The organism is Pseudomonas sp. SDO524_S393 (assembly GCF_054071875.1).
Genome location: NZ_JBSVVZ010000012.1, coordinates 23740 through 35148, shown reverse-complemented (window position 1 = coordinate 35148; position 11409 = coordinate 23740). Strand labels below are relative to the sequence as shown.

Below are 11409 nucleotides of genomic sequence, written 5' to 3'. Positions count from 1 at the left end.
TTCAAAGTTCTTCGTTGGCCCGGTGTCAGCGGGCGTGGCTAATGGAATCTTGTTATTCATGTGCATCTACACAGCCCTGAGGGCGTCAGCACATGAGAAGGCGAAGGGCACGGACCCTTCGCCTTTTTAAGCGTTACGCGCCGACTACGATCGGCTTCGCCGGAGGCGGGACGGCGGCGCTGGTGGGCGCGATGCCGGCTTCGAACTCCGAGCGGAAGTATTTGATGGCGCTGCCCAATGGCTCCACGGCGCCTGGTGCGTGAGCGCAGAAGGTCTTGCCCGGGCCGAGGAAACCGACCAGGCCCAGCAGGGTTTCGATATCACCCTCGCGGCCTTCGCCTTTTTCCAGAGCCATCAGCAGCTTCACGCTCCACGGCAGACCGTCGCGGCACGGGGTGCAGAAACCGCAGGACTCACGGGCAAAGAACTGCTCCATGTTGCGCAGCAGCGAGACCATGTTGACGGTGTTGTCCACCGCCATCGCCAGGCCCGTACCCATCCGGGTGCCGACCTTGCCGATGCCGCCGGCATACATTTGTGCGTCCAGATGTTCGGGCAACAGGAAACCGGTACCGGCGCCGCCGGGCTGCCAGGCTTTCAAGGTATAGCCGTCGCGCATGCCGCCGGCGTAGTCCTCGAACAGCTCGCGGGCGGTCACACCGAATGGCAGTTCCCACAGGCCCGGGTTCTTGACCTTGCCGGAGAAGCCCATGAGCTTGGTGCCCATGTCTTCGCTACCTTCGCGAGCCAGGGATTTGTACCAGTCCACGCCGTCGGCGATGATCGCCGGCACGTTGCACAGGGTCTCGACGTTGTTCACGCAGGTCGGCTTGCCCCACACGCCCACGGCGGCAGGGAAGGGCGGCTTGGAGCGCGGGTTGGCGCGGCGGCCTTCGAGGGAGTTGATCAGTGCGGTTTCTTCACCGCAGATGTAACGCCCGGCGCCGGTGTGCACGAACAGCTCGAAGTCAAAACCCGAGCCGAGGATGTTCTTGCCCAGCAGGCCAGCGGCCTTGGCTTCTTCCACGGCACGGTTGAGGTGCTTGGCGGCGGTGGTGTACTCGCCACGCAGGAAGATGTAGCCGCGGTAGGTTTTCAGCGCGCGGGCGCTGATCAGCATGCCTTCGATCAGCAGATGGGGCAGTTGCTCCATCAGCATGCGGTCTTTCCAGGTGTTCGGCTCCATTTCGTCCGCGTTGCACAGCAGGTAGCGGATGTTGATGGATTCGTCCTTGGGCATCAGGCCCCACTTCACCCCCGTGGGGAAGCCTGCACCGCCCCGACCTTTGAGGCCGGCGTCTTTCACGGTCTGGACGATATCGTCCTGGGCCATGTCGGCAAAGGCTTTGCGTGCAGCGACATAGCCGTTCTTGGCCTGGTATTCGTCGAGCCATACCGGCTCGGCATCGTCACGCAGGCGCCAGGTCAGCGGGTGGGTCTCAGGCGACCGCTGGATGCGGTTGGCCGGGCCGAAAGAAGTCAGGGTCATGGGTAGCCCTCGAGCAATTGGGTGACGCCGGATGCCTGCACGTCGCCGAACGTGTCGTCGTCGATCATCAACGCCGGCGCCTTGTCGCAGTTGCCCAGGCAGCATACCGGCAGCAGCGTGAAGCGGCCGTCCGGGGTGGTCTGGCCGAGGCCGATACCGAGCTTGCTCTGGATCGCGCTGACCACGGACTCGTGGCCACCGATGTAGCAGACCATGCTGTCGCACACGCGAATGATGTGGCGGCCCACCGGCTGGCGGAAGATCTGGCTGTAGAACGTGGCCACGCCTTCAACGTCGCTGGCGGGGATGCCGAGCAGTTCGCCGATGGCGTAGACGGCACCGTCCGGCACCCAGCCGCGTGCTTTCTGCACGATCTTCAAGGCTTCGATCGACGCCGCGCGCGGGTCTTCGTAGTGATGCATCTCGTGCTCGATGGCCGAGCGCTCGGCTTCACTGAGGGTGAAGCGGTCTGTCTGGATAAGCGTGCTGTTCATGCTTAGCGGTCCACGTCGGCCATAACGAAGTCGATACTGCCCAGGTACGCGATCAAGTCCGCGACCATCTCGCCTTTGATCACCGAAGGGATCTGCTGCAAGTGGGCGAAGCTTGGGGTGCGAATCCGGGTGCGGTAGCTCATGGTGCCGCCGTCGCTCGTCAGGTAGTAACTGTTGATGCCCTTGGTCGCTTCAATCATCTGGAAGGATTCGTTGGCCGGCATGACCGGGCCCCACGAAACTTGCAGGAAGTGCGTGATCAGGGTTTCGATGTGCTGCAGCGTGCGCTCTTTGGGCGGTGGCGTGGTCAGCGGGTGATCCGCCTTGTACGGGCCTTCCGGCATGTTGCGCATGCACTGGTCGATGATCTTGATGCTCTGGCGCATCTCTTCGACGCGGACCATGCAGCGGTCGTAGGCGTCGCCGTTCGCGGCCAGCGGTACTTCGAATTCGAAGTTCTCGTAGCCGGAGTAGGGGCGGGCTTTACGCAGGTCGAAGTCGCAGCCGGTGGAACGCAGGCCGGCACCGGTGACGCCCCATTCCAGGGCCTCTTTGGTGTTGTACGACGCCACGCCGATGGTACGGCCCTTGAGGATGCTGTTTTGCAGGGCGGCTTTGGTGTACTCGTCCAGACGCTTGGGCATCCACTCGACGAATTCCTTGACCAGCTTTTCCCAGCCGCGCGGCAGGTCGTGGGCGACGCCACCGATGCGGTACCAGGCCGGGTGCAGACGGAAACCGGTGATGGCTTCGATCACTTTGTAGGCGCGCTGACGGTCGGTGAAGGTGAAGAACACCGGGGTCATGGCGCCCACGTCCTGGATATAGGTGCCCAGGAACAGCAGGTGGCTGGTGATGCGGAAGAACTCGGCCATCATGATGCGGATGGTGTCGACCTTCTGCGGTACCTTGATGCCGGCCAGCTTCTCGACCGAGAGCACGTACGGCAGGTTGTTCATCACGCCGCCGAGGTAGTCGATACGGTCGGTGTACGGGATGTAGCTGTGCCAGGACTGGCGCTCGCCCATCTTCTCGGCGCCACGGTGGTGGTAACCGATGTCCGGCACGCAGTCGACGATTTCTTCGCCGTCCAGTTGCAGGATGATGCGGAACGCACCGTGAGCCGAAGGGTGGTTCGGGCCCAGGTTGAGGAACATATAGTCCTCGTTCGCACCGGAACGCTTCATGCCCCAGTCTTCCGGACGGAAGCGCGCGGCTTCTTCTTCCAACTGTTGCTTGGCAAGGTTCAGGCTGAACGGATCGAATTCGGTGGCGCGGGCAGGGAAGTCCTTGCGCAGCGGGTGACCTTCCCAGGTCGGCGGCATCATGATGCGCGACAGGTGCGGGTGGCCCGGGAAGTCGATGCCGAACATGTCCCAGACTTCACGCTCGTACCAGCTGGCGTTTGGCCAGATACCGGTGACGGTCGGGACGCTCAGGTCGCTCTCGGACAGCGCGACCTTGATCATCACGTCGCTGTTACGCTCCAGCGACATCAGATGGTAGAACACGGTGAAGTCGGCGCCGCTCGGCAGGCCCTGGCGCTTGGTGCGCAGACGCTCGTCCACGCCATGCAGGTCGTACAGCATGACGTAGGGCTTGGGCAGGTTGCGCAGGAAGGTCAGGACTTCGACGAGCTTGGCACGCGACACCCACAGCACCGGCATGCCGGTGCGGGTAGCCTGTGCGGTGAACGCATCAGCGCCAAAACGGTTATTGAGTTCGACGACCACATCCTGGTCGTCTGCCTTGTAAGGCGGGATGTACAGAGCACTGCCTGTAGTCATGGTCTTTTTATCGCTTTCGGTCAACGTAAAGAATGAAGCCAGGTTTTCGTTCTAATAGAAGAAGCGGTCTGGATCAGACTTCGTCGGGGCTGCGCAGGTTGGTGACTGCGATTCGCTGTTCGCGGCGCTCTTCCTTTTGCGAAGGCATCTCGGCGCGATAAACGCCTTGATCGCCAACGACCCAGGAAAGCGGGCGACGCTCCTTGCCAATCGATTCCTGCAGCAGCATCAAGCCTTGCAGGAACGCTTCAGGGCGAGGCGGGCAGCCGGGCACGTAGACGTCCACGGGCAGGAACTTGTCCACCCCTTGAACGACGGAATAGATGTCGTACATGCCACCGGAGTTGGCGCACGAACCCATGGAGATCACCCACTTGGGTTCCAGCATTTGCTCGTAGAGACGCTGGATGATGGGTGCCATCTTCACGAAGCACGTACCGGCGATGACCATGAAGTCCGCCTGGCGCGGCGATGCCCGGATAACTTCGGCGCCGAAGCGCGCGATGTCGTGGGGCGCCGTGAAGGCGGTGGTCATTTCCACATAGCAGCACGAAAGGCCGAAGTTGTACGGCCACAGGGAGTTTTTACGCCCCCAGTTGACTGCACCGCTCAGCACGTCTTCGAGCTTGCCCATGAAGATGTTTTTGTGGACTTGATCCTCTAACGGATCGGCAACGGTTTCCCGTTGGCCGATGGGGTACTGCTCGTTAGGAGCATCCGGGTCGATCCTGGTGAGATTGTATTGCATCGCCAAAGCCTCATTGTTTCAGCTTCGCTTGCCGCTTGCGACGAGCTTCCGGAGCCCAATCAAGGGCGCCCACTCGAAATAGGTAGACAAGGCCTGCCAACAGAATTGCTATGAAAACGAGGGCTTCGACGAATCCGGTCCAGCCGCTTTCGCGGACGGACACAGACCAGGCAAAGAGAAAGAGGGCTTCGATATCGAAGATCACGAACAGCATCGCGACCAGATAGAATTTGGCTGAAAGCCGCAAGCGGGCGCCACCTGTAGGCAGCATGCCGGACTCGAACGGTTCATTTTTGCTGCGGCCCCAGGCTTTTGACCCGAGGAGGCTGGAGACGCCGAGCATGAAGGCGCAGAGGCCGCCGACACCGAGGAGGAAAATGGCAAAGCCCCAGTTGTGGGCCATGAGTCCTGTCGCTTCGGTCATGCTGGGAATCCTTAACAGAGAGCAAGGGTCTCTGAGCTTGAAAAAGTAACGATGCAGTGACGATATGTCGCACTGCAATCAATCGCGGTGATTTTATGGCTAAACACCGGGCAAGTAAAATTCCTGTGGCGAAATTATTCGATGGAATAAGGACATAGTGCGCCTTTGTGGGGCTGCAGCCCTTGTGCTGTGGGCATTAGCGGGCTTTTGAACAATTAAGTTTTGTTTGTCTGGTAACGAAGCTTTCATGCTCCAAATGATAATGAATATTGTTTGGGTGGGGTTTAAGCGAATGTTTCTCGAGTGGCCGGGGAAGTTGCCGTTACTTGCTTGATTGTCGGTTAGTTGCTGACGGGGATTTTTTAACCGATCTGGTTCGCGCAAACACCGCTCTGGATCAATGTTTTGCCAAAAAAACTCCTGACTGAATGCATTCCCCTTGTGGGAGCGGGCTTGCCCGCGATGGCGGTGTGTCAGTAAATGAATGCGGTGACTGTTGTACCGCTATCGCAGGCAAGCCAGCTCCCACATTGGGTTGTGGTGATCTTGAGATAAAAAAACGCCCCGAACCAGTCGGGGCGTGATGTGTGTGCGGCACTGCGGTTAGGTCTTCCCTGGGGCCGCAATGGCCGTGTGCTCGGTACGGCTTAGTGGAACTGCTCTTCTTCGGTCGAGCCGGTCAGCGCGGTCACGGACGAGGTGCCGCCCTGGATCACGGTGGTCATGTCGTCGAAGTAGCCGGTGCCCACTTCCTGCTGGTGCGCTACGAAGGTGTAGCCTTTGGCGGCGTCGGCGAATTCCTGCTCCTGCAGCTTCACGTAGGCGGTCATGTCGTTGCGGGCGTAGTCGTGCGCCAGGTTGAACATGCTGTGCCACATGTTGTGAATGCCGGCCAGGGTGATGAACTGGTGCTTGTAGCCCATGGCGGACAGTTCGCGCTGGAACTTGGCGATGGTCGCGTCGTCCAGGTTCTTCTTCCAGTTGAAGGAAGGCGAGCAGTTGTAGGACAGCAGTTGGTCCGGGTATTCCTTTTTGATCGCTTCGGCGAAGCGACGGGCTTCGTCCAGGTCCGGCTTGGCGGTTTCGCACCAGATCAGGTCGGCGTACGGCGCGTAGGCCAGGCCGCGGGCGATGGCCTGGTCGAGGCCGGCGCGCACTTTATAGAAGCCTTCCTGGGTGCGGGTGCCGGTCACGAACGGCTGGTCGTACGGGTCGCAGTCCGATGTCAGCAGGTCGGCGGCGTTGGCATCGGTACGCGCCAGGATGATGGTCGGTACGCCGGCGACGTCAGCGGCCAGGCGAGCAGCGGTCAGCTTCTGTACAGCTTCCTGGGTGGGTACCAGTACCTTGCCGCCCATGTGGCCGCATTTTTTCACCGAGGCCAACTGGTCTTCGAAGTGCACGCCGGCAGCGCCTGCCTCGATCATGCTCTTCATCAGTTCGTAGGCGTTCAGCACGCCACCGAAACCGGCTTCGGCGTCGGCGACGATCGGCGCGAAGTAGTCGATGTAGCCTTCGTCACCCGGGTTCTTGCCGGCTTTCCACTGGATCTGGTCGGCACGACGGAACGAGTTGTTGATGCGCTTGACCACGGTCGGCACCGAGTCCACCGGGTACAGCGATTGGTCGGGGTACATGGATTCAGCGGAGTTGTTGTCCGCTGCCACTTGCCAGCCGGACAGGTAGATCGCCTGGATACCGGCTTTCACCTGTTGCACTGCCTGGCCGCCAGTGAGGGCGCCCATGCAGTTGACGAAATCTTTGTCGGGACGGAAGGACGGCTTGGCACCCTGGGTGACCAGGTTCCACAGCTTCTCGGCGCCCATTTTTGCAAAAGTGTGCTCAGGTTGAACCGAGCCACGCAGGCGGACGACGTCAGCAGCGGAGTAAGTGCGTGTCACGCCTTTCCAGCGCGGGTTTTCAGCCCAGTCTTTTTCGAGGGCTGCAATTTGCTGTTCGCGTGTCAGTGCCATGGGGAAAAACCTCGTCGCGTCTTGTTGGAAATGTCCGTTTTTTCCAGCCATGCATTCAATGCGTGGGCAGGACTGCTCGCTGACCAGAAGCTTAGGCGGTCATGTCGGGTCTGGCGGGGAATGCGACGGGATGAACGATTGGCGAGAGGGTGGAGCAGGTAAAGGCGGACCGGGAACAGTCTTCGGGCGTCGTGGGCCCTGGGGCGTTCGTCAGTGTGTAGCCGGGTTACCTGGTTGGCTTCCGTCCCTCGGGACAACTTCGTTCCAGTCGCAACCTCGTCACACACGCCTTGTGGGCGGTAAAGACACGAATCGGCTCGGGTGGGATGACTTGGAGCGCGATCCGAAGGCCCTTGCCAGGGCCCCTGATTAGCGGGAGCGAGGCCATCATGCCCATGCTTTTTTAGCGCGTCAAATGTTTTGTAGTGCTTTTTTCAAAGCACTACATCTTTAGTCTAATACGACTCACTAGTCAGTTTTTGGTGCTTCAGTTCAGGGTGTCGACCTTGACCCGTAAAGTCAGGTCATCCCGGCCTTGGGTAGAGTAGCTGCGGGTTGTAGAGGATTTGTCGGCCTGGGTCTCGCGATTGATGCCGGCCAGAGGGATCCATTCACCCAGGCGTCCGCTGATGGTTGTGTCGGTACTCTGAACGTTCACTACATCGGGACGTTCCTGGCTCATGCGGTCACGGTTGGTACTGATGGCCAAGTGTACGGTCTCGCCGGTGACGCTGGCGGTGACATAGAACCCCTGGGTGACGTTGCGATACTGGGTCTGGTTCTGCAGGCGCCCGTAGCTGTCTTGCTGGGTGGTGGTCAGCGGTACGCTCTGGCCGACCTGGATCAAGGCGGGTACGCCTTCGCTGGCTTGAATCTGCTGGATGCCACCGTCACGGCTGGCGGTGCCGTAGCTGATGATGCGGGTCTGGCTGTCGCCGGTGTTCTGCTGGTTGTTCTCGTTGGTGTCGACGGTGATCAGCAGGCGCTTGGCTGGCGTGTCCAGCTGTGAGAGCAGGGTACGCAGATCCTGAATCTTGCCGGGTTCGGCGTTCACGATCAGTTGGTTGCCGTAGGCGCTGACGGTGCCGTCCTTGCCAATGAAATTCTGCGCCACGGGCAGCAGGTCGGCGCTGGTGCGGTTGCTCAGGTTGACGACTTCCGTTTCGGCCATGGCCGAGGCGCTGGCGGTCAGGAGAAGGGCGGTGAGCAGCGTGCGTAGGGACATGTCCGTGATCTCTGCGAGTCATTTAGGCTGGATAGTGCCAGTTTGTCGGCCTGGCCGGTCGCAAATTGAATCGTAGACGGCAAAATGCCCTGGCGGTGCAGGGCATTTTGGGGTGTTGCTGCTAAAGCTATCGCGGGCAAGCCCGCTCCCACAGTTGAAATGCATTCTCCTGTGGGAGCTGGCTTGCCTGCGATGCAGGCGACGGGGTCTGAAGTCAGCCCTCGCGCACCATATCCACATGCGGAATCCCGACCTCAAGAAACTCGTCACTGACGATCTTGAAGCCCAGCCGCTCATAAAACGGCGCCGCATACACCTGTGCACTGAGAAACTGCCGGGTCTGGCCGCGCCGCTCGGCCTCGCCGATCACCGCGTCCATCAGCTTGCCGCCCACGTTCAGGCCACGCCAATCCTTGAGTACCGAGACCCGACCGATTTCGCCCGTGGGCAACAAGCGCGCGGTGCCAATCGGAAAGTCACCTTCGAAGGCGAGGAAGTGCACCGCATCGGCGTCTTCCGAATCCCACTCAAGTTCCGGCGGCACCGACTGTTCAGCGATAAACACCGCTTCACGAATGCGCCGAATCTCGGCGATATCCTTTTGCCAATCCGCGACACTGACGTGAATCTTATTCATCGGCAAATCCCAGGCTTCCTTGCTTGACCAGTTCGTGCAGCAGATCGCGACCCTCTTCATCCGCCAGCCATGGGTCGAGGTTGTCGGCGTGCAGGGCGTCGGCGGCGCAGATAAGCTTCAGCAGTTCGCGCAGCTTGCCCGGCAGATAGCGGCTCTGGCCGCTGGCGAACAGCAGGAGGTCGTCGTCCACTTCCGACCAGGCCAGGCGTGCGCTCGGGTTGCGCACCAGGATCGCGCCGTCTTGCAGGCTGCCGATAAAGTCGTCTTCGCCCAGCTCTTCCCCGGCCACCAGTTCAGGGTAGCGCGGCTCGGTCATGAACTGGCCGAACCAGGTGAGCAGCATGCGTTCGTCGCTCATGTGCTCGGCCAGCAGGCTCTTGAGGCGGTCGAGGGCATCGCCTTGAATTTGATGTGGGTCCGCCGCCGGTTGGGCGTCAGCGTCAGTGTAGCGTTCTTCGTCGGTGAGGTACTGGCTAAGGAAGTCGGTGAAGTGGGTCAGCACTTCAGCGGCGCTGGGTGCGCGGAAGCCTACCGAGTAGGTCATGCAGTCATCTTCGGCAATACCGAAGTGCGCCAGGCGCGGCGGCAGGTACAGCATGTCGCCCGGCTCCAGTACCCATTCGGCGCTCTCTTCGAATTCAGCGAGGATGCGCAGATCGGCATGTTGCAGCAGAGGGCTTTCGGAGCTGCACATCTGGCCGATTTTCCAGTTGCGCTTACCCTGCGCTTGCAGCAGGAACACGTCGTAGTTGTCGAAGTGCGGACCCACGCTGCCGCCAGGTGCGGCGAAGCTGATCATTACGTCGTCGATGCGCCAGCTCGGCAGAAAGCGGAACTGCTCCAGCAGTTCGGCGACTTCCGGCACGAACTGGTCGACCGCTTGCACGAGCAGGGTCCACTCGCGCTCGGGCAGGGTGCTGAACGCATCTTCGGCGAACGGGCCGCGACGCAGTTCCCAAGGACGCTCGCCGTGCTCGATCACCAGGCGCGACTCGACTTCTTCTTCCAGGGCCAGGCCGGCCAGTTCGTCGGCGTCGATCGGGCTTTCGAAATCAGGGATGGCCTGACGGATCAGCAGCGGTTTTTTCTGCCAGTAGTCGCGCAGGAATTCCCGTGCCGTGATACCGCCCAAAAGTTGAAGAGGGATGTCAGGATTCATGTGTAACCTATTGAAAAAAAGCATTTTTCAGACTGAAATAAAAACGCCCGGCGCGGCCGGGCGTCTCAAGGGTCTTGCGTGAATCAGATGCGCTTGGCCTGGGCCGCGGCATTGCCAATGTAATTGGCCGGAGTGAGCAGTTTCAGCTCGGCCTTGGCGGCGGCCGGCATGTCCAGCGAGTCGATGAAAGTTTGCAGCGCTTCAGGGCTGATGCCCTTGCCGCGGGTCAATTCTTTCAGCTTCTCGTAGGGGTTTTCGATGTTGTAGCGACGCATCACGGTCTGGATCGGCTCGGCCAATACTTCCCAGCAGGCGTCCAGGTCGGCGGCGATCTTCTGCTCGTTCAGCTCCAGCTTGCCGATGCCTTTGAGGCTGGCTTCGTACGCGATCACGCTGTGGGCAAAGCCCACGCCGAGGTTGCGCAGTACGGTGGAGTCGGTCAGGTCGCGCTGCCAGCGGGAAATTGGCAGCTTGCTGGCCAGGTGCTGGAACAGCGCGTTGGCGATGCCCAGGTTGCCTTCGGAGTTTTCGAAGTCGATCGGGTTGACCTTGTGCGGCATGGTCGACGAACCGATTTCACCGGCAATGGTGCGCTGCTTGAAGTAGCCCAGGGAGATGTAGCCCCAGATATCACGGTCGAAGTCGATCAGGATGGTGTTGAAGCGCGCAATGGCGTCGAACAGCTCGGCGATGTAGTCGTGCGGTTCGATCTGGGTGGTGTAGGGGTTGAACGCCAGGCCCAGCTCGTCTTCGATGAAGGCGCGGGCGTTTTCTTCCCAGTCGATTTCCGGGTAGGCCGACAGGTGGGCGTTGTAGTTGCCCACGGCGCCGTTGATCTTGCCCAGCAGTGGCACGGCCGCGACTTGAGCGATCTGGCGCTCCAGGCGATACACCACGTTGGCCAGCTCTTTACCCAGGGTGGTCGGCGAAGCCGGTTGGCCGTGGGTGCGCGACAGCATTGGCACGTCGGCGAAGCGCAGGGCCAGTTCGCGAATGGCGTTGGCGGTCTGGCGCATCAGCGGCAGCATCACGTCATCGCGGCCTTCACGCAGCATCAGGGCGTGGGACAGGTTGTTGATGTCCTCGCTGGTGCAGGCAAAGTGGATGAACTCGCTGACCTTGGCCAGTTCCGGCAGTTTGGCCGCTTGTTCCTTGAGCAGGTACTCAATGGCTTTTACGTCGTGGTTGGTGGTGCGCTCGATCTCTTTGACACGCTCGGCGTGCTCCAGAGCGAAGTTGTCGGCCAGGGCGTTCAGCACGGCGTTGGCTTCGGCGGAAAACGCCGGCACTTCACCGATGCCCGGGTGAGCGGCCAGGCGCTGGAGCCAGCGCACTTCAACCAGAACGCGGGCACGGATCAGGCCGTACTCGCTGAAAATAGGGCGCAGGGCCTGGGTTTTGCCGGCGTAGCGGCCGTCAACAGGGGAAACCGCAGTGAGCGAAGAGAGCTGCATGGGGTGTTCTCGGACAGTC

General features: G+C 60.8%; 10 protein-coding genes. All 10 read right to left on the bottom strand.

Annotation, left to right across the window (positions count from 1 at the left end):
• Positions 1 to 133: 133 nt before the first annotated feature.
• The 10 genes from nuoF to purB all read right to left on the bottom strand — a co-directional run bounded on the left by nuoF (position 134) and on the right by purB (position 11390).
• Positions 134 to 1489, bottom strand: coding sequence for an NADH-quinone oxidoreductase subunit NuoF (gene nuoF / locus ACW9IB_RS07760; RefSeq protein WP_457413063.1), 1356 nt, complete (start codon positions 1487 to 1489; stop codon positions 134 to 136).
• Positions 1486 to 1983, bottom strand: coding sequence for an NADH-quinone oxidoreductase subunit NuoE (gene nuoE / locus ACW9IB_RS07755; protein ID WP_457364143.1), 498 nt, complete (start codon positions 1981 to 1983; stop codon positions 1486 to 1488). Before nuoE ends, nuoF begins: the two co-directional genes overlap by 4 nt.
• A 2-nt stretch (positions 1984 to 1985) precedes the next feature.
• Positions 1986 to 3770 (bottom strand): NADH-quinone oxidoreductase subunit C/D, encoded by a 1785-nt coding sequence (gene nuoC, locus ACW9IB_RS07750; protein ID WP_457364142.1) that lies wholly within the window; start codon positions 3768 to 3770, stop codon positions 1986 to 1988.
• A 73-nt stretch (positions 3771 to 3843) separates the two neighbouring features.
• Positions 3844 to 4518, bottom strand: coding sequence for a NuoB/complex I 20 kDa subunit family protein (locus ACW9IB_RS07745; RefSeq protein WP_457364141.1), 675 nt, complete (start codon positions 4516 to 4518; stop codon positions 3844 to 3846).
• A 10-nt stretch (positions 4519 to 4528) separates the two neighbouring features.
• Positions 4529 to 4942 carry an NADH-quinone oxidoreductase subunit A gene (locus ACW9IB_RS07740; RefSeq protein ID WP_457341178.1) on the bottom strand — a complete coding sequence of 138 codons (414 nt, stop codon included), beginning with the start codon at positions 4940 to 4942 and terminating at the stop codon, positions 4529 to 4531.
• 647 nt (positions 4943 to 5589) lie between these two features.
• Complete coding sequence (gene aceA / locus ACW9IB_RS07735; RefSeq protein ID WP_457364140.1) at positions 5590 to 6915, bottom strand: isocitrate lyase; 1326 nt, start codon at positions 6913 to 6915, stop codon at positions 5590 to 5592.
• Positions 6916 to 7402: 487 nt separating this feature from the next.
• Complete coding sequence (locus ACW9IB_RS07730; RefSeq protein ID WP_457413061.1) at positions 7403 to 8140, bottom strand: secretin N-terminal domain-containing protein; 738 nt, start codon at positions 8138 to 8140, stop codon at positions 7403 to 7405.
• Between the two features lie 214 nt (positions 8141 to 8354).
• Positions 8355 to 8777 (bottom strand): GNAT family N-acetyltransferase, encoded by a 423-nt coding sequence (locus ACW9IB_RS07725; protein WP_457413059.1) that lies wholly within the window; start codon positions 8775 to 8777, stop codon positions 8355 to 8357.
• A complete protein-coding gene (locus tag ACW9IB_RS07720) occupies positions 8770 to 9936 on the bottom strand; it encodes a ribosomal protein uL16 3-hydroxylase (RefSeq protein WP_457413057.1) in 1167 nt (388 codons plus the stop codon). Before ACW9IB_RS07720 ends, ACW9IB_RS07725 begins: the two co-directional genes overlap by 8 nt.
• Before the next feature lie 83 nt (positions 9937 to 10019).
• Entirely contained in the window at positions 10020 to 11390 is a 1371-nt protein-coding gene (gene purB, locus ACW9IB_RS07715; RefSeq protein ID WP_457413055.1) for an adenylosuccinate lyase, read from the bottom strand.
• Between the last annotated feature and the right edge of the window lie 19 nt (positions 11391 to 11409).

Coding starts and splice junctions, on each gene's coding strand:
- ACW9IB_RS07730 (WP_457413061.1), bottom strand. CDS start 8,140: ATGTCCCTACGCACGCTGCTCACCGCCCTTCTCCTGACCGCCAGCGCC.
- ACW9IB_RS07720 (WP_457413057.1), bottom strand. CDS start 9,936: ATGAATCCTGACATCCCTCTTCAACTTTTGGGCGGTATCACGGCACGG.
- nuoC (WP_457364142.1), bottom strand. CDS start 3,770: ATGACTACAGGCAGTGCTCTGTACATCCCGCCTTACAAGGCAGACGAC.
- nuoE (WP_457364143.1), bottom strand. CDS start 1,983: ATGAACAGCACGCTTATCCAGACAGACCGCTTCACCCTCAGTGAAGCC.
- ACW9IB_RS07745 (WP_457364141.1), bottom strand. CDS start 4,518: ATGCAATACAATCTCACCAGGATCGACCCGGATGCTCCTAACGAGCAG.
- aceA (WP_457364140.1), bottom strand. CDS start 6,915: ATGGCACTGACACGCGAACAGCAAATTGCAGCCCTCGAAAAAGACTGG.
- nuoF (WP_457413063.1), bottom strand. CDS start 1,489: ATGACCCTGACTTCTTTCGGCCCGGCCAACCGCATCCAGCGGTCGCCT.
- ACW9IB_RS07725 (WP_457413059.1), bottom strand. CDS start 8,777: ATGAATAAGATTCACGTCAGTGTCGCGGATTGGCAAAAGGATATCGCC.
- ACW9IB_RS07740 (WP_457341178.1), bottom strand. CDS start 4,942: ATGACCGAAGCGACAGGACTCATGGCCCACAACTGGGGCTTTGCCATT.
- purB (WP_457413055.1), bottom strand. CDS start 11,390: ATGCAGCTCTCTTCGCTCACTGCGGTTTCCCCTGTTGACGGCCGCTAC.